A 23,582-nucleotide genomic window follows, 5' to 3' on the forward strand; every position below is an offset into this window, starting at 1 on the left:
CCAGGCTGTTGGATCCGGTGGCCCGCCCGTGGCGGCCCCGGCTAACCCCTGAGCCGGGGCCGCCCATCACCTCTCGATCAGAGTTCGCCACCCATCGGAAGCGACGAGCATGCCTCCTACGGCCCCCACCACCACGCTGAGCCCCGACTGGCCCTGTCAGGTCAAGCCGCCCGGTAGCCGTGACTGGGAACGCACCGCCACACGCTGGCTGCGCGACCTGCTGCCGGCCCGCTACGCCGGCTACTCCCCCTTGGTCCGCCACCACGTCCTGCTCGCCCGGCACGCCCAGATCCAGGTGCAGCACGAGATCCGTGCGGTGCGCGTGGCCCTTCAGACCAGCCGCGCCGAACTCCCCACCCTCGGGGTGGCCCCTGCCGTCATCGAGAACACCATCAGGATGTACGCGATGGAGCTCGAACAGCTGGGCCGCCTGGCCCGGGGCGTCCGGCTCGTCATGGACGCGCTGGTGGACGACGGCGTCCCTCCGCGCAGGTCACCCGCGCAGCGAAGGTGACCACCGGACCGCCGGACGGATGCGGGCGCCGCCGCCTCCGCCCGGGTCACCGGGGCGCCTGCGCAGGCGACACCCCCCGCACCGCCGGGGCCCGTTGACCACCGCCGGTGCCCTCTGTGCCCCGCGACCCGCGACCCGCGACCCGCAGCCGACATGCGATCTACGGGGGCGCGTGCAAGCGTGGAGGTGGCTCAACCTCCGACCTGCCCAGCAGGGGGCGACCACCATGAGCAAGAAGCAGTCCCGCCAGAACCGCGGAGCCCGCACCGGCGGCCACGAACGCAGCACCACCACCGAGGTCGACGAGCAGACGAAGACCCCCCTCCCGTCGGAGCGCATGCACCCGGCGCCCGAGGCCTCCCACAAGCACCCGCGAAAGTTCGGACACAACTAGGGGGTGTCTGGTGGATCATGGCCGGGGGTGCGGCGCCTGGCACGGCACCTCGCGGCGTTGCCGAAACGCCCCGATAGCTCCGCCATCACGACGTTCCGGCGCCTTGCGATGCACCGCACCAGGCGCCGCACCCTGACCGACCCTGATCCACCAGACACCCCCTAGCGCGGACACAATCAGCGCGGACACAACTGGCGGCGGAGAACGCCCTGTTGGTGGGTCCGCCACCGCTTTCCCCTCCCCGAGGACGCACGCTCCGACGCCCCGCGGCGCCGGAGCGCCCAGGCGTGCGCGTGAGCCCCCGTGGGGGGGAGGGCATGCGGGGGTGGCCGATGTGTGTGGCGGCGGGGGTGAGTGGGGCGGCGCGGGGTGCGCGGCGTGGTGTGGCGAGCGAGGGTGCGCAGGTGAGTGGGGCGGCGCGATCGTGCGGGGCGGAGTGTGGCGAGCAGGGCTGCGCAAGTGAGTGGGCGGCGTGCGATCGTGTGGGGCCGAACAAGCCAGTGAGCCGTCGGCTCGTCCGCCGAGGCGAGGCGCCAACTCCCCCTGTGTCATGCCGAGTTGGCCACATCGAGTTACTTGTGGACTCTCCCCACACCCACCGGCGGCCCGCCCGGCGTTCGCGGAAACGCGACATGACCCTGCGGGTGTGCGGGTGGTGTCGGGAACCCGCCAGATGCCGGCTTCCCGCCCTGCTGGAGTGGGGGCACACCATGTGTCGCCCCACCCAGGACGGGATTCATGCCCACAGCAACCGCCAACTCCCTCGACGCTGTCGCCCCCGCGGCTCGCTCACCGCTGGTCTCCTGGCTGGGCGCGGTGTCGGTGATGTTGGGGATCTTCTCGATTGTCACCACCGAAATACTGCCCATCGGGCTGCTGACGGAGATCGGGTCCAGTTTCACCATCTCGGACGGCATGGCCGGACTCATGATGACCATGCCCGGCCTGCTCGCCGCGGTATCGGCGCCCCTGGTCACCGTGGCGACCGGCCGCGTCGACCGGCGGCTGATGCTGGCCGCGTTCGTCCTCCTGCTGGCGCTGGCCAACTTCCTTGCCGCAGCGGCGTCCAGCTACTGGGTGGTGCTGGTGTCCCGGATCATGGTCGGCGTCACCATCGGCGGCTTCTGGTCCATCGGTGCGGGGCTCGCCGGCCGGCTCGTGCCCCCCGCATCGGTGGCCCGGGCCACCTCGGTGATCTTCGCGGCGGTCCCACTCGGCTCAGTGCTGGGCGTGCCGGCGGGCACGTTCATCGGCGACCTCACAAGCTGGCGGACGGCGTTCCTCGTCATGGGAATCTTCACGCTGGCCGTCCTGGCCCTGCTGCTCGTGGTGGTCCCCCCACTGCCCGCCGTGCGGACGGCCCGCCTGCACGTGCTCGGCGCCATGCTGCGGAACGTCAACACCCGGTTCGCCCTCGCTGCGACCTTCCTCATCGTCCTCGCACACTTCGGCACCTACACCTATGTGACGCCCTTCCTTGAGCGCGTGACCCACGTGAGCCCCTGCCTCATCACGGTCCATCTGCTGATGTACGGAGTGGCGGGCATCGCGGGCAACTTCCTCGGCGGTGCGTACGTCGCCCGCCACCCGCGCGCCACCTTCGCGGTGGCCGCCGCGATGATCGCGGGAGCCACCCTGTTGCTTCCGGTGCTGGGTCGATGGGACCCGGCGGCAATCGTTCTGCTGACGGTCTGGGGCGCCGGGTACGGGGCCGTGCCCGTCTGCTCGCAGACCTGGTTCGCCAAGGCCTCCCCCGACACCCCGGAGGCTTCGTCCGTCCTGTTCACCGCCTCATTCCAGGCCACCTTCTCCCTCGGGGCGCTGGCTGGTGGCATCGTGGTCGACCGGTCCTCGGCGTCGACGGCCATGGCACTCGGCGGTGCGACCGCGATCCTGATGGTGCTCGCGGTATCGGTCCACGCCGCAAGGAAACTGACCTGGCCCGAACCCCGCACTGAGCGCGCCGAGGGGTGACGTACCGGCCCCGTGTCGCCGAGCGGGGCGCGGCCCGTGTGCGTACGCACCATGTGGCGGAGCGCGGCCGCTTCGCGTACGCACCATGTGGCGGGGGGCGGCCCGTTCGCGTACGCACGCGGAGCGGATCTCGCGGACTGGCGGTCAGAAAGCCGAGTGGGCGACCCAGCGCTGGAGCAGGCCGTGGTCGCCGACGGTCTCGATGGCCGCCGCCTTGAGGTCGAGGCGCCCGTACAGGAACAGGAGCAGATCGGCGGCGGCTCCCTGCACGGTGGCGTCCGCAGGGTCCGGGGACTCGGCGTCCGCGGGATCCGCGCCATTCGCGGGCTGCGGCACGAGTCCGAAACCGTCGGGTCGCAGGCGGATCAGCCAGTCGCCCGCCCGGTCGGTGCAGCGGAAGCGAATGGTTTCGTCCTCGCCGCGCAGCTGGGCGGTCTTGGGCGCGAAGGACGCGGCGTAGGGCAGGTTGACCAGGAACTCGTCCACCCCGTCGGCAGCGAGCGCGGGGTCGATCGCGGGCCGCAGGCCCATGGCGAGTTCCGCGTCGACCCGGTGCACCAGCGTCTCGCACAGCATCCGACGCATCCAGAACCGGGCATGAGGGTCGGCGCCCCACACCCACATCGGCAAGCCCGGATCGGTGTGGGCGAAGACACCTGCGGCGACCTGCGCGCTCGCGGTCAACCAGCCGGGGTACCCGTCGTCACTCGCCGGCAGGTCGAGCTCCGTGTCGCGACTGCTGGGGCGCTCCTGGAAGCGCCGGCTCAGCAGCCAGGAGAACATGCGCTGCACGCTTCCGGTGTGCCGGATCAGATCGACGAGCGTCCAGCCGGGGCAGCTGGGCACCGGCGTCGCCAGGTCCGCGCCCTCGACGACCGACACGAATGTGGCGGTCTCCGTCAGGACCGCGGCGCAGTGGAGCGCGGGATCGCCCACTCCGTTCGACTCCCTCGAACCGTCCCCGTCCCCGCCCCCGTTCCCGTCAGTGCCCGCGCCCATCCCCGAGTCCGTGCCCATGCCCATGCCGGGAGCGGCCTCTCCCCCACCGATGTCGCTTCCGACGCCCGAATCCCTATCCATCTCGACGCTCCTGTCCTTGTCCATGGTCATCGGCTGCACGATTTCCGTTTCGTTCTCTCGGTCCGACGGCTCGGACCCGTCCAGGATGTCGTGGCTTTCCCGGCAGGCCCGCCGCGATGGGCCGCCGCTCGGATCAGTCTGCTTCGCGTGCTGTCACCTCGCGGAGTCGGGTCGCTCGCGGGCCGGGCGCCCGGGGCCGTTCGGCCACGCCGGCAGGGTGGTGGACGCGGGTGCGGTGTATGCAGGAGGGATGGATCTTCAGGCACCGCGTGTGGTCCGATTCCGCTTCCTGGCCCCGCGGCACGCTCTGACAGCGGTGCCGTTCGCGCTGATCGCGCTCGTCACCGTGGTCGACCTCCTAGCTCCGCCGGACGTGCACCTCGGCCCGTTCCTCGCGGCCGCTCCCGCCGTCGCGGCGTCGTTCGCCGGGCCACGGACCACGGGCCTGATCGGCGGCGTCGCGGTCCTTGCGCAGGTGGTCGTCGCGATGGTGCGCGGCAGCGTCTCGGACGTCAACCACACGTTCCAGATCATCACGCTGGTCCTGATCTCGGTGTTCGTGACGCTCTTCGCCCATCTGCGTGAGGTGCACGAGAGGGAGCTGGTGCAGTTGCGTTCGGTCGCCGAGGCGGCGCAGCAGGTCGTGCTGCGGCCCTTGCGCGAGCGCCTGGGACCGTTGCGCGTCGCGAGCGTGTACCTGGCAGCGGCGGCGGAAGCCCGGATCGGCGGCGACCTGTACGCCGCCGCGCGCACCGCCCTCGGCACGCGGCTCATCATCGGTGACGTACGGGGAAAGGGGCTCGAAGCGGTCGGGGACGCGGCGCTCGTCCTGGGCGCCTCCCGGGCGGCGGCCCATCAGGAGGCCGACCTCCCGTCGCTGGCCGCTTACCTGGAGCGGGCGGTCGCACCCGATCTGGACGGTGCCCAGGGTCAGGAATCCGGCCCTACGGTGACCGACAGCGGTCTCGCCGCCCGAAGCGGTGACGGCTTGGATGCCGCCCGTTACTCGGACGATCACGGCGAGGCCTTCATCACCGCGGCCCTGGTCGACATTCCGGACACCGGCCGGACCCTGCACCTGGTGAACTGCGGCCACCCGCCGCCGCTGATCCTGCGCGGCAACCGCGTGATCGCGCTGGAGGTGGACCAACCGGCGCCTCCGCTCGGCCTCGTGGAACTGACGGATCTTCAACTCACCGCGCAGTCCTTCCCGTTCGAGCCGGGCGACATTCTGCTGCTCTACACGGACGGCGTCCTGGAGGCCCGCGACGGGAAGGGCGACTTCTACCCGCTGGCCGAGCGCGCGGCCGCCTGGAACGGATCCGGCCCCCGCGCCCTGCTGAGCCACCTGCGCGACGACCTCCTCGCACACACCCCCACCCACACTCTCGGCGACGATGCGGCGATGGTGGCGATCGAAATGCCGGCCCCGCCCGCCTGACGGTGCGTTTCCCGGACCCTGGCGCGTGCTGGCGGGGAGCGTCGCGCGGCGGCCCCGGTGCTGGACGCGAGCGGAGAGACGGCAGGGGGCGGGGAAGACGATGGAAGTCGACATATGACGCCGGAGGACGCCGGAAGACGCCGGAAGACGCCGGAGGACGCCGGAAGACGCCGCCGCGCCAGTCTTGGCCCCTGGCCGCCGGTCCATGGGCACTCACCGCCGGTCCTTGGACCCTGGCCGCCGGTCCTTGGGCGCTGGCCGGGGGCGGCTCAGAGGTTTGCGTCCAGGAATGTTTTCAGCGCGGCCCGGTCCATCGGTCCGGCCTCCGAGGCGACCGCCTCCTCGTCCTTGATCAGGACAACAGTGGGCGCACCGGTGACACCGTAGCGTCGTACGGGGTCGGGGCACCGTGTCATGTCGACCTTGACCGCGGTCAGACGCCCCGCGTACTCCTCTGCGGCGTCGCCCACCACCGGGTCCATCGTCCGGCATGCCTCGACGGCCTTCGGCCAGGTCCCGCAGAAGTACGCGAGCACCGGGCCGCCGGCCATGGCGAGGATGAAGGCGAACTCTTCGTTCTCCCGTGCCTGGTGGACCCTGCGTGCCATGACTCTCCTCGTGTTCCGGATTTGCCGCATGTTCTGATGCGTCCTGCTTCGCACCGCACTACTCCGTACTGCGGCGTCCCATCATCACCCCGGCCGCGTACCGCCCCTGTCCCCGCCCCGCCTGCTTTCCGGGCCGCGAAATGATCTTGCGGCCGGTGTCCGGCCACCCCTTTCGGACGAGTCGTGCGTCCAGGGCGGGGCTCATGAACCCGGTGCGGCTCCCCCCCCTGGAGCGGACCCGGTTCGGTCCGGTGGCCGACGCATTGGGGCGGGGGCGGCTGTGACCGTTGACGCCGCTCAAGCAACCGACATCCACCCACGGCAAGGGCCAACTGCCGTCGTGGCTGCCGGCCCGGTGTACATCGTCGCGCAGCGCGCCGCCGGCATGTGGTCCGGAGCGCCGACACCGGAACGGCTCTCGAAACCACCTGCCCGGCTCGCGGCGATGTGCGCCGCCGCCATGGGGGCGGGGCAGATACTGACCGGGGGGGCCATTGCGTCCGCCGCACGTTCAAGGAGCCGTCATGGCCTTGCCTCCCCTGCCCCGCGGGCTCCCGCCCCGCACCGTCGCACGCCGTGCGGTGCTGCTCGGCACGGCCGCCTGGTGCGTGAGCGCCGACGCCTGCTCGGGCGGCGCGACTCCGGCGCCCTCGGCCTCTTCCCCCACCGCCACCCGGTCCGCACCCGGCTCGTCCGCCCCTGCCTCGTCCGCACCCGGCTCGCGAAAGCCGTCCGCCGGCGTGAGCCCTCATGCCGAACTGCCCCGGCCCGTGGCGTGGCGGCCGGGCCCCGGTGAGATCGAGCCCGCCGCCAAGCTCGCCGCGGTCCGGCTCGTGGAGGCGCTTGGGACGTGGCCTGTAGGACAGGGCGGCGAGGGTGCGGCGGCGGAGCGGGCCGCCAAGCTGGGTATCGCCGATGCGGTCGCGTCTCAACTCGCCGCACAAGCAGGGTCGTTGGCCCCGCCCGCCGATGCGGCCGTGGTCCGGGTGATCGACGCCCAGTACGGCGGGATCCTCTCCGACTCGGCGAGTGTTCTGGTCGTCTGCGACCAGCCGACTCTGACCGGCGCCACTGTCCGGCCCGGCGGCACCACGGTCGACGTACGGCTCAGCCGTGACGCCTCCGGCTGGCGGGTCTCGGCTCTGCACCCCGCGACGCCGGGCCCGGCCCGCGCTCCGGGTCCGGCGGCCCGCGACGTGCTCGCCCAGTCCCGGATCGAGTTGCCGCCCGCCTCCGCCGCCGACATCCGCAGTGGCGCCGTGCACGACAGTGCGTTGCGCGCCATGCTGCGGCTCGCGGGCTCCTACCGGCTGTCGATCAGCGTCGTACGCTCGGGGCATCCGCTGGATGTGTTCGGCACCGACCGCCCCAGCGACCACCCGCTCGGCCGGGCCTTCGACGTGTGGCGCATCGACGGCCGCCCCGTGGTCGATCCGGGCACATCCCGGGCTCTGATCAGCGCCTTCATGCAGGCCGCCGCGGCGGCAGGGTCGTACAACGTGGGCGGCCCCGTGCGGCTGTCGGGCGGCGCCACGGCGAACCAGTTCTTCTCCGACGACACCCACCACGACCACGTGCATGTGGGTTTCGCGAACTGATGGGTCATCAGGGACAGCTTCTGCGCCGGGCGTTGGGCGGTGTGCGCCAGGACCGGTGACGGGACTTCTGTCAGGGGCCCGACCACATGGCCAACGGGGCGCCCGCGTGGCTGACGGGGACGGTGTGGGTCACCCACGCTGTTTCCGTACGCAGATGGAGGAGGAAGGTGGTGGGCTCCGCGAGGTAATTGGGGAGCTCGCCGCGCAGGGCGAGACCGCTCTGGAGATGGGTGCTGGGAGCGATGGCCAGGGTGGTGCCGGCGAACGCGGCGGTGACGCAACGGTGGACGTGACCCGCGAGGACGCGCACGACCTGGGGGTGGCGGCCCACCACCGCGGCCAGTTCCTCACTGTCGGCCAGGCGCATCCCGTCCAGAAAGGGGATACCGACCGGGATCGGTGGATGGTGCAGACAGACCAGCGCCGGGAGGTGGCGCCGGGAGCCAAGTACCGTGTCGATCCACGCCAGTTGGTCGCTTCCGAGGCGTCCTGCGGCGGAGCCGGGGACCTTGGAGTCGGCGACGACGACAGTGAAGCCGGGGTGTTCCACCACGTAGCGCGTCGCATGCGTTCCGCCCAGGAACGCGGTGCCGCCGAAGATGTCACGCAGCGCCTGGGGATCGTCGTGGTTGCCCGCGACCAGATGCAGCGGCAGCGGAAAGCCCGCGAGTATGTCGCGCAGGACCGCGTACTCCTCGGGACGGCCCCGGTCGGTGAGGTCGCCGGTGATGACCACCGCGTCCGGCTGTGGGTCGAGGGCGAGGACACGGCCGAGAGCGCGGCTCAACGCCTGCGCCGGGGCGCCGGCCAGCGCGCCTGCCGTGATGTGCGGGTCGCTGAGATGAGCCATGGCCAAGGTCATCTCCGCACGCTTCACCATCGTGCCCCCGGCCCACAACCCCTCACGCTCAGGGCGAAAGCGTGAGGGCGGGGCGGGCGGGTCGGGCGGGTCGGGAGCGGCGGAGGTGGCGGTGTTAAGGGGGGCGAACGCGGCGCCCCACCGACCGAGCCGAGGGGGCCGGGCGGCGCGCGGCAGGCAGACAGGCGGGCAGGCAGACAGGCGGGCAGGCGGGCAGGCGGGCAGGCGGGCAGGCGGGCAGGCGGGCAGGGGCATCCCGGGGGGCAGCCGGGGGGGATGTCAGTCGGTCGCGACGCCCAGCCCGCGCACCAGCGTTGATGCCGTGCTCTTGATCACCGCCTCGTCGGCGGCCGCGTCGGCCGTCGTGTGGTTGGTGTAGATCGCGATGATCACCGGGTGGCCGGACCTGGGCCATGCGACGGCGATGTCATGGGCCGACCCGTAGGAGTCGCTGGTGCCCGTCTTGTCGCCGACGGTCCAGTCCTTGGGCAGCCCGGCCCTGATGCGCGCGTCGCCGGTGGCGGTGGCGCGGAGCCACGTGTTCAGACGGGTCCGGTCGACAGGTGCCAGGCCCGCACCGAGCGAGACCTCGGCGAGGTCGCGGCCCATGGCCGCCGGGCTCGTGGTGTCGCGCTGCTCGCCGGGCTTCCAGCGGTTCAACTCGGGCTCCCAGCGGTCCAGTCGCGAGACCGGATCGCCGAGGGACCGGTAGTAGCGGGTCAGCCCCGCAGGGCCGCCGATCTGCCGCAGCAGCAGATTGCCCGCCGTGTTGTCGCTCCGGGTGATGGCCGCCTGGCAGAGTTCGGCGACCGTCATCCCCTGCTCTCCCTTGCCCTGAGTGAGTGGGGAGTTGGCGACCTCGTCGGCCTTCGTCCAGTGCACCACCTTGTCCAGCAGACCCGGCTCGGTGTGCCGTGCCCTGTCGAGAACGGCGGCGCACACCATCGCCTTGAAGGTGGACAGGGAGGGGAAGCTCTCGCTGCCGCGGTAGGAGACGGTCCGTCCGGTGCCGGTGTCGAGCGCGAACGCGCCGATCCGTACGTCGTGCGTGGCCTCCAACTGATGGATGGCGTGGGCCACATGGGTGTCGCGCCCGGGAAGCGGCGCTCGAACCGAAGCGATGTGGTCGGGCGCCCTGTCCCGAATCTCGGCCGCCTGCGCGGTCGAGGCAGCGGTGGTGGCGAGCACCGTGAGGGCGAGCAGGACCGCGGGTCCCTTCGTACGGGAGCGACGCGGTGAGGCAAGTCGTGTCGTGTTGTCTCGCATGGCTCCAGCAGAACAGGCCGGGCCCGCGGCGTCCAAGAGGCGTCCGGGCAACACGGCCATAGCGATCCGCCTATCAGGCCTGTTCCAGCGCGTGTCTCCAGCCGTCGACCGGCTTCCCACGTTCCCGTCCACGACCGCGTTCGCGACCGGGACCGGGACCGCGACCGGGACTCGGACCTCGACCTCGACCTCGACCTCGACCTCGACGGCAACGGCAACGGCAACGGCAACGGCAACGGCAACGGCAACTGTCGCTTCGCGGCACGTTCACCTCGCCGGGGCCACTCCCGTCACCCCTACGCCGTAGCGCCGCGCCCGTGCGGACTCGGGCACTTCTGCCCCCAACCGCGTCGCCGTATGGTGAGTCGTCACATATGTCCGGGCAGAGGGGAACTGATGGTGCGCAGGACGAGGATCATCCGAGATGCCGCCGTGTTCACGGCCGCCCTGCTGGCCTCGGCCGGCTTCGGCCCGGCGGCGTTCGCGGCGCCCCCGCCGCCCCCGCGGCCGTCGCCGCCCTTGGCGAAGCCGAATCCGGAGGCCGTGCGGCTCAGCGCGTACTGGACCGCCGCCCGCTTGACGGCCGCGTCGCCCGACATCGGTGGCGTCGGTGGTCCGCTGTCGACCGACGCCGACGCGCTCTCGGTGGACGGGCCGAAGCCCGGCGAGAAGATCCCGCCGAGCAGGAGCTTCGACGGTATCCCGGAGGCCGGCACGTTCTTCTGGACCGACGCCTCCGGTTCGGGTCGCACATGCAGTGGCTCCGTGGTGCGCAGCCCGGGCCATGATCTGGTGCTCAGCGCCGGGCACTGCCTCAAGGGGTACTCCGGCGCGTCGCCGCGTCGCCGGCTTGCCTTCGTGCCGCAGTACCACGACGGTCTCAAGCCGTTCGGTGTCTTCCCGGTCAAGGACGACGGCGTGTACGTCTCCCAGGAGTACTACGACCGGGGTGAACACGCGGGCGCCGCCTACGACTTCGGGTTCGCGGTCACTGAGCCCAACGAGGAAGGGAAGTCGCTCCAGGACGCGACGGGCGCGGTCTCGTTGCTCACTGGGACGGGGTACTCCCACACGCCGGTCCGGATGATCGGCTATCCCGGTGGCGCGCAGAAGCCGCTTGAGTGCATGAGCCGGACCACGAAGTGGGTCAGCGACGACTCGGCCGACCCGGGCACCTTCTGCCGCATCGCCTGCGACGCGTTCGTGGGTGGGACGAGTGGTGGTCCCATGTTGGTGCCGTGGGCCGGCGGGTGGGGGGTGATCGGGGTCATCGGGGGCTACCACACCGGCGGCAACACCTCGCAGATCTCCTACAGCGCGTATTTCGGGACCGCCACCCGGGCTCTGTACGACGCGGCGACCGCGGGCGCCCCGCCTGCCGGGTCCTGACACCACGGGTTCGGGGCCCTCAGCGCGCGGTGCCGGTCGCCCGGTCGCGGAGCCGGTCGCCGGCCGCGGAATTGATCGCTCGCCGCCACCGGGCTCTCACGGCCAGGTGCCGGGCACGGCCGGGAAGTGTCCGCGCTGCCGGTGGGCGGCCCTCATGACGGGATGCCGGGCACGGCCGGGAAGTGTCCGCGCTGCCGGTGGGCGGCCCTCATGACGGGGTGCCGGGCACGGCCGGGAAGTGTCCGCTCTGCCATACGTCACCGGCGGAGGTCAGCAGCAGGGTCTCGTATCCGTCGTGGTCCTCGGTCCAGGAGCGGGCGGCCTCGGCGCCCATGGCGAACAGGGCGGTCGCGTAGGCGTCGACCTGCGTGAGGTGGCGTCCGGTCACGGTGACCGACGCGGGCCCCGCGGCGGGCAGGCCGGTGCCCGGATCGAGTATGTGGTGGCCGCGCTCGGCGGTGCCCGATGTGGCGACGGCGAGGTCGCGTCCGCTGACGACCCTCAGGAGACGGCCGGGATGCCATGGGTGCGCGATGCCGACGCGCCAGGGCGTGCCCGGTGACGCCTCGCCCCTGAGCTGGAGGTCGCCGCCGCCGTTGACACAGGTGTTGTGGGCACCGGCGTCGTACAGGATGTGGGAGGCGCGTTCGGTTGCCCAGCCCTTGACCAGCCCGCAGGGGTCGAGCCGGCCACTCGCGTGGTGGCTGAACCAGCCGTCCGTGACGGCGGTGGCGTCGTCGCACAGGGCCAGGACGTCGGCGACTTCGGGCGGGCAGTCGCTCAGCCCGGTGTCGCCGCGCGCCAGGCGGCTGATGTCGCTGTCCGGCCGGTAGGGCGAGAACACCGCGTCGACGTGGTGCAGCCAGGTGACGGCCTCGGCCAGGGCGTCCCGGATGTCCCGGGTGGGACGGTCGCGTATGTCGAAGGAGAAGACGGTGCCCATCACGTGTTCGGCGTGACGCAGCCCCTCGGTCGCCTGGTTCATTGTCAGGCACCGGCCCTGTCCAACGCGCTCTGCAGGGACTGGATGTAGCCCTCGCTGGTGTAACTCGCGCCGGACACGGCGTCGATCTGCGCGCTCTGCGCACCCAGCGCCTCCTCGGTCAGCCGGGGAACGGCCCGCGCCGCGATCTCCTGGTCCCGGCCTCTTTCCGAGGGCACCTGGAGGACATTGACCGCGGTGAGACGGCCCTTGTCGAGGGTGACGGACACCTGGACGGGCCCGTACCGGGTGCCGATGACGTCTCCGGTGAAGTCACCGGTGCGGACGCCGGTGGCCGGGGTGGTGTGCGTGGAGGCCGCGGGGCGGGGTGCTGGTGCGGACACCGCGGGCGGGTGGCTCTGGTGGGGCTTGAGCGACAGCAGCAGGAGGACGCCTGCGGTGGTCGACAGCGTGGTGACGGCGGCTCGGCGCACGGCAGGTCTCCTCGGCTTCGTTCCGCGCTTCAGAACGCGAAGGATTCGTGGTGGATACGGGCCCGGCGCACTCCCGCGTCGCGCAGGGCGCGCAGGGCCGCGTCGGTCATGCCGGGCGGTCCGCACAGGTACACGTCGCGTTCCCGCAGGTCGGGCACGTACTGGAGCAGTGCCGCGGACGTCAGGGGCATGCGGTGGGCGGCCGGCTCGTCGACGGAGTACAGGACCTGGGCGCCGCGGGCGGCGGCGAGCGCGTCGAGTTCGGCGCGCAGCGCGAGGTCTTCGGGACGGCGGGCCCGGTGGATCAGGACGATGTCGCCGGGCAGGGTCTCCAGGAGGGTGCGCAGCGGTGTGATGCCGATGCCGCCGCCCAGGAGCAGCGTCTTCGTGGTGGTGCGGCGAGCGGCGGTGAAGTTGCCGTAGGGGCCTTCGGCCCAGACGCGGGTGCCGGGAGCCAGCCCGGCGAGGGCGGCGCTGTGGGCGCCGACGGCCTTGACGGTGATGCGCAGGAAGCGGTGGTGGGCGGGCGCGGAGAGTGAGTAGGGATTGGCGGCCCACCACAGACCCGGGGTGAGGAAGCGCCAGCGGAGGAACTGCCCGGGTTGCGCGCCGAGTTCGTCGAGGTGGTCGCCGGTGAGGTAGAGCGAGACGACGCCGGGTGCCTCGGTGCGGACCTCGGCGACGCGCAGCCGGTGGCGCAGTCCGCGCCGCACCGGGACGATGAAGCGGTACCACAGGAGCAGAGCGGCCACGCCCAGGTACATCGTGTACCAGGCGAGCTGGACGGGTCGGTTGCCCACGAAGTCGGCGCCGTTGGACAGTTGGTGCCCGAAGACCAGGAAGACCGCGAGGTAGGTCACGAAGTGGAGGTAGTGCCAGGTTTCGTAGCGCAGTCGACGGCGGGCCGCGCGCGCGGAGACGATGCCGGTGGCCACGAGGAGCAGGAATCCGGCGGTGCCCTTCAGCAGGTCCGGGTAGTGCAGCACGAGGGTGGTGGTCTGCTGCACCACGTTCACGTGTGAGGTCAGGGCATAGCCCCAGATGATCAGCAGGGTGTGGGTGAGGGCGAGACAGAGGGTGTAGCGGCCGCCCATGGCGTGCCAGCGGGCGAGCCGGTCGGTGCCCACATGTCGGTCCAGTGCGGGGATGCGGGCCATGAGGGCGAGCAGGACCGCGCAGGCGTATCCGGCGAGCAGGCCGGTGATGCGGCCGCCGCCGGTCAGCCAGCCGGCGGTGCCGACGACCGATGTGGTGTCGCTCCACCACACGGCGAGCACTCCTGCGGCTCCCGCCCATACGAGTACCCGCACGGCGATGGGTATGACGGCGTAGCCGTGCGGCGCGGCGTGCGGGACTCGCGCCGCGGGCCGGCTGTCGTACATGCTGGCGGCCATGCGGCCCCCTTTCCGGGCGGCCCCCGGGGGCGGCGCCATGGCGGGCGTTGCGCGGCCAGCCTCACATCCGTACTTCTGAGTTCCCTCTGAAAGGGGCGATCCGCGCCGGATCCACAGGTGATTCAGAGGAGATTCAGAGCCGTGTGCTCCCCCGTCGCCGGGGAGTCCGGGGGATGCTGGCAGCATCATGGAAAGTCCTTCACCCCCTGCCCTGCTGCGTCGCTCCGACGGCAGCCCCGTCCGGATTCTCGTCGTGGACGACGAGCCCGATCTGACCGAGGTGCTGTCCGGCGCCCTGCGCGCCGAGGGCTGGGACGTCCGAGCGGCGTCCGACGGCGCGCGGGCGCTCAGTACGGCCTTTGCCTTCCGGCCCGACGCGGTGGTCCTGGACTGGATGCTCCCGGATCTGGACGGGCCGGCGGTGCTGCGTGAGATGCGGAGGGTGCTGCCGGATGTGTGTGTCCTGTTCCTGACCGCGCGCGACTCCGTCGAGGATCGCATCGCGGGCATCACCGCGGGCGGCGACGACTACGTCACCAAACCCTTCAGCCTGGAGGAGGTGCTGGCCCGGCTGCGTGGGCTGCTGCGGCGGGCGGGCATGGCACGCGAACCTGGTGGCAACCGGCTGGTGGTCGGTGATCTCGTGATGGACGAGGACGCGATGGAGGTCAGCCGTGCGGGCCGGCTCGTGGATCTGTCGCGGACCGAGTTCGAGCTGCTGCGCTTCCTCATGCGCAATCCGCGCCGGGTGCTGTCCAAGGAGCAGATCCTGGACCGTGTCTGGTCGTACGACTTCGGCGGCCGCGCGCACATCGTGGAGCTGTACATCAGCTATCTGCGCAAGAAGATCGACGCGGGCCGGACGCCGCTGATCCACACGGTGCGCGGGGCCGGATACGTCCTGAAGCCCGATCCCTCGTGAAGGCGCCCGTCCTGCCGCGCACGCTGCGGGCCCGCCTCACGGCCGGCCTCGTGCTGCTCCTCACCCTGGCGTGTCTGGCCGTCGGGGTGACGAGCGTCCTCGCGCTCGAAGGGTTCCTCGTGGGCCGTCTCGACGAGCAGCTGAGCGCGTCCGGCGGCCGGTTCGCGGCCAGTCTCGAACACGATGAGAAGCATGACGCGAAGCACGAGGAACCGGACGCGGACAACAAGGCGGACACCCGTGGTCAGTCGAACGGAACGTTCGGTGCCCGGCTGTTGCGCGGTGAGGCGACCCAGGCTGCCGTGGTGCGTGCCCAGAACGACGCCGCCGTGCCGCTCACGGCCTCGGACCGCGCCTCTCTCGCGGCTGTGCCGGTGGATGGGCGCGGCCATGACATCCGCCTGTCGACGCTGCGCCACTACCGGGTCGTGGCGGTCGCGGGCGACGACGGCGACGTCTTGATCACGGGGCTGCCGCTGGAGCCGGTCGAGGAGACCGTGCACCGTCTTGAGATCGCCGAGGCCGTCGTGTTCGGCGCCACCCTCGCGGCCACCGGAATCGCCGGAGCGCTGTGGGTACGGGTGTCTCTGCGTCCGCTGCGCAAGATGGCCGCCACCGCGACCGAGGTCACCCAACTGCCCCTGGCGAGTGGGGAGATCGCCATGCCGGAGCCGGTTCCCGACACGGATCCGCGCACGGAGGTGGGTCAGGTCGGCGCGGCGCTCAACCTCATGCTGGGTCATGTCGGGAACGCGCTCGCCCAGCGGCAGGCCGGTGAGGAGCGGCTGCGTCACTTCGCGGCGGACGCCAGCCATGAACTGCGTACGCCGGTCGCCACGGTGCGCGCCCACGCCGAGCTGGCCCTGCGCCATCGCGGCCCGGTGCCGGGCGAGGTGCGCCACGCTTTGGAGCGGATCCAGTCCGAGACCCGGCGCATGACCGGCCTCGTCGACGATCTGCTGCTGCTCGCCCGTCTGGACGCGGGACGACCGCTCGCGCGTGAGCCCGTCGACCTGACCCGGCTGGCGCTCGACGCGATCAGTGACGCGCAGGCCGCCTCGCCGGGGCACCGCTGGCTGCTCGACCTGCCTCAGGAGCCCGTCATGGTGACGGGCGACGACCATCGCCTCCATCAGGTCATCGCCAATCTCCTCACCAATGCCCGCACCCACACACCGACCGGCACGGAGGTGACGCTCAGCCTGGTCGAAAAGGCTTCGGGAGCAACGGAGTTGAGCGTGGTGGATACCGGGCCCGGCATTCCGCGGGAGCTCCTGCCCGAGGTGTTCCAGCGTTTCACGCGAGCCGGTCACGACCGTGCCAGGGCGGCCGGCGGCACCGGTCTGGGCCTCGCCATCGTGCTGGCGGTGGTGCAGGCCCATGGGGGAAGCGTCGACGTGTCGAGCCGCCCGGGGCGTACGTCCTTTCGCGTCACCCTGCCACGCTGACGGCGCGCGGTCCGGCGGCGTCCGCGCCGCCGTGCCGATTCCCGCTTGCGCAAGGGGGTGAGCGTGGAACCGCGGCGCCGCGCCGGGCGTTCTTATGCGAGGACGCATCCGGCACAACCACGGAGGATGAACATGGGCGTGAGCCTCGCCAAGGGCGGCAATGTCTCGCTCAGCAAGGAAGCCCCCGGGCTGACCGCCGTCACGGTCGGTCTCGGCTGGGACGTGCGGACGACCACCGGCACGGACCACGATCTCGATGCCAGCGCACTGCTGTGCAACGAGAGCGGCAAGGTGCTCTCCGACAGCCACTTCGTCTTCTACAACAACCTGACCAGCCCCGACGGTTCGGTCCAGCACACCGGTGACAACCTGACCGGCGAGGGCGAGGGCGACGACGAGACGATCAACATCGACCTCACGGCGGTCCCCGGGCCGGTCTCGAAGATCGTCTTCCCGGTCTCCATCCACGACGCGCAGGCCCGGGGCCAGAGCTTCGGCCAGGTGCGCAACGCCTACATCCGCGTGATCAATCAGGCGGGCGGTGCCGAGCTGGCCCGCTACGACCTGAGCGAGGACGCCTCCACCGAGACCGCCATGGTCTTCGGCGAGCTCTACCGGCATGGCGCCGAGTGGAAATTCCGTGCGGTGGGCCAGGGTTACGCCTCCGGGCTCGCCGGCATCGCCTCCGACTTCGGCGTCAACGTCTGACACCGCCGCGTCACGCGCCCCGCGTGACCCAACGCGCGTCACGCGCCCCGCGTGACCCAGCGTGCGTCACGCATCCCGCGTGATCCATCGCGCGTCATACGTCACGCCGCTGCGCCGCCCGCCGCTCACTTCGTGGCGGGCGGCTACGTCATGCCCGGGACACGGATCGGTGGCAGTGGGGCGAGGGGACGCTCGGTGCGGGCCTCTTCCGATGATCACGGTTGTCGTGCGAGCGGGTGACGTGGTCTTCACCCGGCTGGACTTGACGCGCGGATCCCGGCTACGAAGAGGTCGCACCCCTTCCCCCGCCCACCCCGACCAGGAGGACCGCGACCGTGGACTGGTTCTCGTCGTCGGCGTACTGGCTGGGCCGGCTGGTGTTCCAGCGCTGCCTGGCGGCCGTCTATGTCGTGGCGTTCCTGACGGCGGCCCTTCAGTTCCGGGCCCTGATCGGGGAGCGCGGCATGCTGCCCGTGCCCGCCTTCCTCCGGCGCGTGCCGTTCCGCAGCGCCCCCAGCATCTTCCATCTGCGCTACTCGGACCGGCTGTTCGCGTCGTGCGCCTGGGCGGGGGCGCTGCTGTCCGGGGCGGTCGTGGCAGGGGCGGCGGACGCCGTGCCGCTCTGGGCGGCCATGGTGGTCTGGGCGGTGCTGTGGGCGCTGTATCTGTCGATCGTGAACGTCGGCCAGACCTGGTACGGCTTCGGCTGGGAATCGCTCCTGCTGGAGGCCGGGTTCCTCGCGATCTTCCTGGGCAACGACAGGGCCGCGCCACCCGTGATCCTCATGTGGCTGCTGCGATGGGTGCTGTTCCGCGTCGAGTTCGGCGCCGGTCTGATCAAAATGCGCGGTGATTCCTGCTGGCGCGATCTGACCTGTCTGTACTACCACCACGAGACGCAGCCGATGCCGGGGCCGCTGAGCTGGTTCTTCCACCATCTGCCCAAGCCGGTCCACCGCGTCGAAGCGGCCGCCAACCACGTGGTCCAACTCATCGTGCCCGTCGCCCTGTTCACCCCGCAGCCGGTGGCGGGCATCGCGGCCGCCCTCATCGTGTGCACCCAGCTGTGGCTGGTGCTCTCCGGCAATTTCGCCTGGCTGAACTGGCTGACCATCGTCCTCGCCGTGTCCGCCCTCGACGGCCCGCGCTTCACCGCCACGCCGTCGCTGCCCGCTCCCCCGCTCTGGTACGAGATCGTGGTCGTCATGGTCGCCGCCCTCGTCCTGGCGCTGAGCGTGCGTCCCGCCCTCAACCTCCTCTCCCGCCGCCAGCGCATGAACACGACGTACGACCCCTGCCACCTCGTGAATTCGTACGGAGCCTTCGGCAGCATCACCCGGGTCCGGCACGAGGTGGTCATCGAGGGCACCACGGACCAGGACATCACGCCGGGCACGGTGTGGCGTGAGTACGAATTCCACGGCAAACCGGGTGATGTGCGCCGGCTGCCACGCCCCTTCGCGCCGTACCACCTGCGTCTCGACTGGATGCTCTGGTTCCTGGCGCTCTCACCGTCCTACGGGTACTCCTGGTTCAGCGCGTTCGTCGAGCGCCTGCTGGCCCATGACCGTGACACGCTGCGCCTGGTGCGGCACAACCCCTTCCCCGACGCGCCACCGGTGTTCATCCGCGCCCGCGTCTGGCGCTACCGCTTCACCACCTGGGAGGAACTGCGGGCCACGGGTGCGTGGTGGCATCGGGAGGCACCACGGGACTTCCTTGCGCCGACCACGCTGCGGTGAGCGGCCCATGGGGGGCGCCCTGCGAGGGGGGCGCCCGCCGCATGCCGTGGGGAGCAGGCCGGCGTGCGCGCCCACCTGCCGCCGCCGCACTGCCGTACCGTCACGGTGAGGCAGCTGGTGACGCCCGCCCCACCGGTCGGCGGGCACGGTCGCCGTTCAGGATCCCGTCTTTTTGATCATCGAGGCGAGCACCGAGTGCAGGTCCTCGCCCGGTGCGGGGCGCAGGGCCGCCGCGAGGCGGTCCGCGCGGTAGTGCCAGCGGTGGTCGAGGTCCTGGTGCACCTCGTCGTTGAAGGTGATGTCGCTTTCGCTGCCGAGCAACGTCACCACATGAGCCATCAGTTCGGGCCAGGCGACGTGGCCGCTCACCGCGTTGGCCACGCCGTGGACGGGGGTGTCGAGGCAGGAGGTCACGGCGCGGGCCAGGGCCGCCGCGTGCACCCAGGGCGCCCCGTACCAGTCGTGGCCGCCCGCGCCGGGGGCCGGCAGGCCGATGGGGCGGCCGGCCAGGGCCGCCTGGTAGAGCAACCCGGTCGCTCCCCAGCGCAGTTGGTCGCGCAGCCGGTCGTGGGCCCCCCACACGATGGGCGAGCGCACGGCGCTCGCGCCGCCGCGGCCACCGGTGCCCGCGGCGTGCAGCAGGATCCGTTCGCAGTCGAGCTTGGCCTGGCCGTACGCGCTCAGCGGCGACTGCGAGGCCGATTCCTCCGCGACCTGCGCGGCCGACGGCCTGCCGTAGGCGTCCACGCTGCTCACGAAGACGAACGGGCCGCGGCTCCAGGCGTCGGCCATGGCCCGCATCGCGGCCACGTCCACCTCGGGCCGGGTGAAGGTGCAGGCGGCGTGGATCACCGCGTCGGCGCTCTCCACCGCGGCACGCAGACTGTCCAGGTCACCGAGGTCGCCCTCGACGACCTCGATGCCGTCACCGCTCACGAGGTGCGCGGACTCGGGCCGGGCCAGGGCGAGGACCGGCCGTCCCTGGGCCGCGAGTTCACGCAGGACGAACGCCCCGACGCCGCCGGTGCCCCCGGTGACCAGGACCGTGCCCTCGCGTACTCGGCGCGGACGCGTGGTGGCGGGCGCCGCCGCGACGGCCGCCGCCCGCTGCGCCGCACGCTCGTCGAGGAGGGCCGCGACGGCACGCGGCGTACGGGTCTGCATGATGTCGAGGCCGACGAGCGGCAGGGTGAGGGCGGTGCGCAGGCGTTCGGCGAGCTGGACGGCGGCCAGGGAATGGCCGCCGAGCGCGAAGAAGTCGTCGTCCGGTCCCGGCCTTCGGCCGAGGAGCCCGGCGAACGCCTCGGTGACCGCTTCGGTGTGGCGGCTTCGGGGCGCGGCGGGGCGTGGCGCGGTGGGCAACCGGGCACTGTCCACGGCGCCGTCGGCGGTACGTGGCATCGCGTCCAGCAGGGTGACGGCCGCCGGGACCAGTTCGCGCCCGAGGACACGGCGCAGGTGGGCACGGAGCTGGACGGGCGAGGGCCCTCCGGTGCGGTTCAGCACGGCGTAGGCCAGCAGCGGGCCGCCGTCCGGGTCGGGTACGTGCGCCTCGGCGACGTCCGGGTGGGCCAGGAGCCGGGTCTCGGCGGGGTGCGCCGCGCCGGCGGGGGGCCCGGCGAGCCGGCCGGGCAGTCGGGAGAGCGGGAGTGCGGGGTCGGCGGCGACGGCGGCGAGCAGTGCGGCGAAGAACGCGGCCAGTTCGTTGCCCGTGTCCTCGTCGAGGGCGGCGCGCGCGAACTGGACCAGGCTCGCGGGGGAATCGGTGTACAGGAGGCCGAGCGTGAGGTCGAACTTGGCTTCGCCGAGGCCGACTTCGACGGGCGATGCGTCGAGCCCGGCGAGCCGCAGGGCCGTCGGCTCGCCGACGATGTCCGTGGTGACGCGCACCAGGGCGGTGCCGTCGTCGCCCCGGGCCCCGGCGCCGAGCCGTTCGAGGATCAGGTCGAAGGGCACGTCGCGGTGTTGCTGTGCTTCGAGCAGGGCGTCGCGTACGCGCTCGACGAGGGTCGCGAAGCCGGGGTCGCCGGACAGGTCGACGCGTACCGGCAGGGTGTTGACGCACAGTCCCACCAGGCCGCGCATGGCCTGACCCTCGCGGTGGGTGGCGGCGCAGCCGATGACGAGGTCCAGTTCGCCGGTGAGGCGGTGCAGCGCGGCGAACGCGGCGGCGAGGCCCACCGTGAAGACGGTGGCACGGCGCTCCCGCCCCAGCTCGCGCAGCGCGGGCAGCACGTCGTCGCCGAGCGTCGTGGTGCGGGTCAGTGCCGGGCGCCGGGCCAGGTCCGCGGGCTGCGCGGCGGGCCGGGGCAGGCGCGGCGGGGCGGCGCCCGCGAGACGGCGCGTCCAGTGGGCGAGACCGTCCTCAAGGCGGGCCGCGTCGGTGTGCTCGCGGCGCGCGAAGTCGGCGTACTGCGGCGGCTCGGGCAGCGTGTGGGGGTGGCCGTCCACCGCGGCGGTGTAGAGGGCGGCGATCTCTTCGGCCACGGTCTCCAACGAGCCGCCGTCGACGGCTATGTGATGGAACGTCACCAGTACGGTGTGGTCCCGCGGTCCGTGCCGCAGGACGAGGGCCCGCGGCAGGGTGTCTTCGGCCAGGTCGAAGGGGCGGCGGGCTTCCTCGGCGAGGAGGTCGTCGCCGTCACCGGGCGACTCGACGAGCCGCACGGTGATCCTGTCGGGGGCGGCGAGCACTTCCTGGTGGGGCTCGTCGCCGTTCTGGCCGTAGCGGGTGCGCAGGATGGTGTGGCGTCGTACCAGTTCGGTGAGCGCCGTGCTCAGGGCGTCCAGGGCGAGGGGGCCGCGCAGCCGGGTGGCGAACGGCACGCTGTACTGGGCGCCGCTCTGGCCGAGGCGTTCCATCAGCCACATGCGGCGCTGTGCGTGGGTGAGCGGGACGGGGCCGTGGTCGTGTCCGGTCGTGGGCGCCGGGACGGCCGTACGGTCCGCGGCGCGGGCGCGGGCCCTGCGCAGCAGCTCTTCTTGCAGGGCGGCGGAGCTGTCAGTGGCCATCGGTGTCCTCGGGCGCGTCGGGGCGCAGATCGGTGTGGGCGGCGAGCAGGGCGCGCTCGACAAGGGCGGCGTGTCCGGCCACCGTGGGGGCGGTGAAGAAGTCGGCGAGCGACAGTTCGACACCGAGGTCTTCGCGCAGGTCATCGGCGACGACGAGGGCGAGCAGGGAGTGGCCGCCGAGGTCGAGGAAGTCGGCGTCGGGCCGGGTCACTTCGCAGCCGAGCGATCGGCTCCACACGTCGGCGACGGCCTGCTGGAGCGGGGTGAGCGGTTCGGCGGGGCCTGCGCCACCGGCCGTCGTGCCGAGGTCCCCGAGGGCGCGGCGGTCGACCTTGCCGGAGCTGGTGAGCGGGAGGTGGTCGACGACGGTCAGTTCGTCGGGGACCAGGTGCGCGGGCAGCACGGCGGTCAGGCGGGCCACCAGCGCCTCGGGGCGGGGCACGGGGCCGGAGCCCGCCACGACGAACGCGGCGAGACGGGCGTCGTCGGGGGTGGGGCGGCGTACGGTGACGGCCGCGTCGTCCACCTCCGGCAGTTCGCGCAGGGCGTGTTCGATCTCGCCAGGCTCGATGCGGTAGCCGCGTACCTTGACCTGGTCGTCCGTGCGTCCGTGGAAGTCGAGTACGCCGTCGGGGCGGGCCGACACGAGGTCGCCGGTGCGGTAGAGGCGGCCGAGCGCCGGGTGGTCGACGAAGCGTTCTGCGGTCAGCTCGGGCTGCCCGGTGTATCCGTGGGCCAGCCTGCTGCCGCCGATCCACAGTTCGCCGCGTGTGCCGTCGGCGACGGGCAGGCCCGCCGCGTCCAGGATGTGGGCGGTGGCTCCGGCTATGGGCCGGCCGATGGGGACCGGTCCGTCGCAGTCGGCGTCGCGGACGCGGTGGGCGGTGGCGAAGGTGGTCGTCTCGGTCGGGCCGTAGCCGTTGACCAGTTCGACCCAGGGGAAGGCGCGCAGGACCGCGCGGGCGTGCTGGGCGGCCATCGCCTCGCCGCCGACGACCACCGTGCGCAGCAGCGAGAAGACCCGGGAGCGGCGTGCGGCGAGTTGGTGGAAGAGGGCCGTGGTGAAGAACGCGACGGTGACGCCGTGCCGTTCCACCTCCTTGGCCAGGTCCTCGAAGGAGGGGCGCTCGGTGGTGGACACGATGACGGCGGCGCCGTTGGCGAGCGCCGACCACACCTCGAAGGTGGATCCGTCGAACGTGGCCGGGGAGTGCAGCAGCACCCGGTCGCGTGCGGTGACGGTGACGTAGTCGGGCCGGGTGACGAGTTCGGCGATGGCGCCGTGGCGGACGGCGACGCCCTTGGGGCGGCCGGTGGAGCCGGAGGTGAACATGACGAACGCGATGTCGTCGGGGCCGGGCCCCTCGGTGGTTGTCTCCGCGTCGGCCAGCTGCTCGTCGTCGGGCAGCGCGAGGGTGGCGCCGGGGGGCGCGGCGGCTTCGAGCAGTTTGCCGGCGCCGACGGTCAGCGTGGCGCCGGAGTCTTCGAGCATGGCCGCGGTACGGGGGGCGGGGTGTCCCGGGTCGAGGGGCACACAGGCGGCGCCCGCCCACCACACGGCGAGCTGGGCGACGACGGTCCTGGCCGAGCGGGGCGCAAGAAGGGCCACGGAGTCGCCGGGGCGTACGCCGTGCTGGTGGAGGTGGGCGGCGAGACGACGGGCGGCAGAGACCAGCTGCGCGTACGTCAGGGTGGTGTCGCCGTCCGCCACGGCCAGGGCGTGCGGGGTGTGTTCGGCGTGCCGCGCCACCAGGGCGGGCAGACCGGTCCGGGCCACGGTCACGTTCGTTTCCTTCCGGTCGTCGAGGAGGGGCTGC

20 protein-coding genes are annotated in these 23,582 nt (G+C 72.3%); 10 read left to right on the forward strand and 10 right to left on the reverse strand.

What is annotated here, in order from left to right; translation table 11 throughout:
- Positions 1-109 precede the first annotated feature (109 nt).
- The 3 genes from ACGFW5_RS11840 to ACGFW5_RS11850 all read left to right on the forward strand — a co-directional run bounded on the left by ACGFW5_RS11840 (position 110) and on the right by ACGFW5_RS11850 (position 2,882).
- Positions 110-514, forward strand: coding sequence for a hypothetical protein (locus tag ACGFW5_RS11840; RefSeq protein WP_393834030.1), 405 nt, complete (start codon positions 110-112; stop codon positions 512-514).
- A 226-nt stretch (positions 515-740) separates the two neighbouring features.
- Entirely contained in the window at positions 741-908 is a 168-nt protein-coding gene (locus ACGFW5_RS11845) for a hypothetical protein (protein ID WP_393834031.1), read from the forward strand.
- Positions 909-1,646: 738 nt separating this feature from the next.
- A complete protein-coding gene (locus tag ACGFW5_RS11850) occupies positions 1,647-2,882 on the forward strand; it encodes an MFS transporter (RefSeq protein ID WP_393834032.1) in 1,236 nt (411 codons plus the stop codon).
- Positions 2,883-3,026: 144 nt separating this feature from the next.
- Here the strand turns inward: ACGFW5_RS11850 and ACGFW5_RS11855 are convergent, their stop codons facing one another.
- A complete protein-coding gene (locus ACGFW5_RS11855; RefSeq protein WP_393834033.1) occupies positions 3,027-3,992 on the reverse strand; it encodes a maleylpyruvate isomerase family mycothiol-dependent enzyme in 966 nt (321 codons plus the stop codon).
- 220 nt (positions 3,993-4,212) lie between these two features.
- Between ACGFW5_RS11855 and ACGFW5_RS11860 the strand changes: the two genes are divergently transcribed.
- A complete protein-coding gene (locus ACGFW5_RS11860; protein WP_393834034.1) occupies positions 4,213-5,403 on the forward strand; it encodes a PP2C family protein-serine/threonine phosphatase in 1,191 nt (396 codons plus the stop codon).
- A gap of 269 nt (positions 5,404-5,672) precedes the next feature.
- On the opposite strand, the gene ACGFW5_RS11865 is transcribed toward ACGFW5_RS11860, so the two are convergent.
- On the reverse strand, positions 5,673-6,011 hold the full coding sequence (locus tag ACGFW5_RS11865; RefSeq protein WP_393834035.1) for a thioredoxin family protein: 339 nt from the start codon (positions 6,009-6,011) through the stop codon (positions 5,673-5,675).
- Positions 6,012-6,535: 524 nt separating this feature from the next.
- Here ACGFW5_RS11865 and ACGFW5_RS11870 point away from each other — a divergent pair.
- A complete protein-coding gene (locus ACGFW5_RS11870) occupies positions 6,536-7,609 on the forward strand; it encodes a hypothetical protein (RefSeq protein WP_393834036.1) in 1,074 nt (357 codons plus the stop codon).
- 70 nt (positions 7,610-7,679) lie between these two features.
- Here ACGFW5_RS11870 and ACGFW5_RS11875 read toward each other — a convergent pair whose 3' ends face one another.
- The 3 genes from ACGFW5_RS11875 to ACGFW5_RS11885 form a co-directional block, all read right to left on the reverse strand.
- On the reverse strand, positions 7,680-8,471 hold the full coding sequence (locus ACGFW5_RS11875; protein WP_393834037.1) for a phosphodiesterase: 792 nt from the start codon (positions 8,469-8,471) through the stop codon (positions 7,680-7,682).
- A gap of 276 nt (positions 8,472-8,747) precedes the next feature.
- Positions 8,748-9,734: a class A beta-lactamase gene (gene bla, locus ACGFW5_RS11880; RefSeq protein ID WP_393834038.1), complete on the reverse strand. Its 987-nt coding sequence runs from the start codon at positions 9,732-9,734 to the stop codon at positions 8,748-8,750.
- A 368-nt stretch (positions 9,735-10,102) separates the two neighbouring features.
- Positions 10,103-10,486: a hypothetical protein gene (locus ACGFW5_RS11885; RefSeq protein WP_393834039.1), complete on the reverse strand. Its 384-nt coding sequence runs from the start codon at positions 10,484-10,486 to the stop codon at positions 10,103-10,105.
- A gap of 13 nt (positions 10,487-10,499) precedes the next feature.
- Here ACGFW5_RS11885 and ACGFW5_RS11890 point away from each other — a divergent pair, with 13 nt between their 5' ends.
- Positions 10,500-11,123, forward strand: a complete 624-nt coding sequence (locus ACGFW5_RS11890) for a trypsin-like serine peptidase (RefSeq protein WP_393834040.1) — start codon at positions 10,500-10,502, stop codon at positions 11,121-11,123.
- Positions 11,124-11,331: 208 nt separating this feature from the next.
- On the opposite strand, the gene ACGFW5_RS11895 is transcribed toward ACGFW5_RS11890, so the two are convergent.
- From ACGFW5_RS11895 to ACGFW5_RS11905, 3 genes are read right to left on the reverse strand one after another with little or no spacing between them, the layout of a single operon-like run.
- Positions 11,332-12,108 carry an FAD:protein FMN transferase gene (locus ACGFW5_RS11895; protein WP_393834041.1) on the reverse strand — a complete coding sequence of 259 codons (777 nt, stop codon included), beginning with the start codon at positions 12,106-12,108 and terminating at the stop codon, positions 11,332-11,334.
- A 2-nt stretch (positions 12,109-12,110) separates the two neighbouring features.
- A complete protein-coding gene (locus ACGFW5_RS11900) occupies positions 12,111-12,539 on the reverse strand; it encodes an FMN-binding protein (protein WP_393834042.1) in 429 nt (142 codons plus the stop codon).
- Between the two features lie 29 nt (positions 12,540-12,568).
- Positions 12,569-13,933: a ferric reductase-like transmembrane domain-containing protein gene (locus ACGFW5_RS11905; protein WP_393834043.1), complete on the reverse strand. Its 1,365-nt coding sequence runs from the start codon at positions 13,931-13,933 to the stop codon at positions 12,569-12,571.
- Between the two features lie 187 nt (positions 13,934-14,120).
- Here ACGFW5_RS11905 and ACGFW5_RS11910 point away from each other — a divergent pair, with 187 nt between their 5' ends.
- The 4 genes from ACGFW5_RS11910 to ACGFW5_RS11925 all read left to right on the forward strand — a co-directional run bounded on the left by ACGFW5_RS11910 (position 14,121) and on the right by ACGFW5_RS11925 (position 18,753).
- Entirely contained in the window at positions 14,121-14,855 is a 735-nt protein-coding gene (locus ACGFW5_RS11910; protein WP_393834044.1) for a response regulator transcription factor, read from the forward strand.
- Positions 14,852-16,303: a sensor histidine kinase gene (locus ACGFW5_RS11915; RefSeq protein ID WP_393834045.1), complete on the forward strand. Its 1,452-nt coding sequence runs from the start codon at positions 14,852-14,854 to the stop codon at positions 16,301-16,303. The genes ACGFW5_RS11910 and ACGFW5_RS11915 overlap by 4 nt, the downstream gene beginning before the upstream one ends.
- Before the next feature lie 132 nt (positions 16,304-16,435).
- Entirely contained in the window at positions 16,436-17,011 is a 576-nt protein-coding gene (locus ACGFW5_RS11920) for a TerD family protein (protein ID WP_393834046.1), read from the forward strand.
- 335 nt (positions 17,012-17,346) lie between these two features.
- Positions 17,347-18,753, forward strand: coding sequence for a lipase maturation factor family protein (locus ACGFW5_RS11925; RefSeq protein ID WP_393834047.1), 1,407 nt, complete (start codon positions 17,347-17,349; stop codon positions 18,751-18,753).
- 156 nt (positions 18,754-18,909) lie between these two features.
- On the opposite strand, the gene ACGFW5_RS11930 is transcribed toward ACGFW5_RS11925, so the two are convergent.
- Positions 18,910-21,765 carry a condensation domain-containing protein gene (locus ACGFW5_RS11930; protein WP_393834048.1) on the reverse strand — a complete coding sequence of 952 codons (2,856 nt, stop codon included), beginning with the start codon at positions 21,763-21,765 and terminating at the stop codon, positions 18,910-18,912.
- The gene (locus ACGFW5_RS11935) at positions 21,755-23,548 is read right to left on the reverse strand and encodes an amino acid adenylation domain-containing protein (protein ID WP_393834049.1); all 1,794 of its coding nucleotides are present in this window, start codon (positions 23,546-23,548) and stop codon (positions 21,755-21,757) included. The genes ACGFW5_RS11930 and ACGFW5_RS11935 overlap by 11 nt, the downstream gene beginning before the upstream one ends.
- Between the last annotated feature and the right edge of the window lie 34 nt (positions 23,549-23,582).

Origin of the sequence: Streptomyces sp. NPDC048416 (assembly GCF_043200435.1) — a bacterium.
GTDB lineage: Bacteria > Actinomycetota > Actinomycetes > Streptomycetales > Streptomycetaceae > Streptomyces.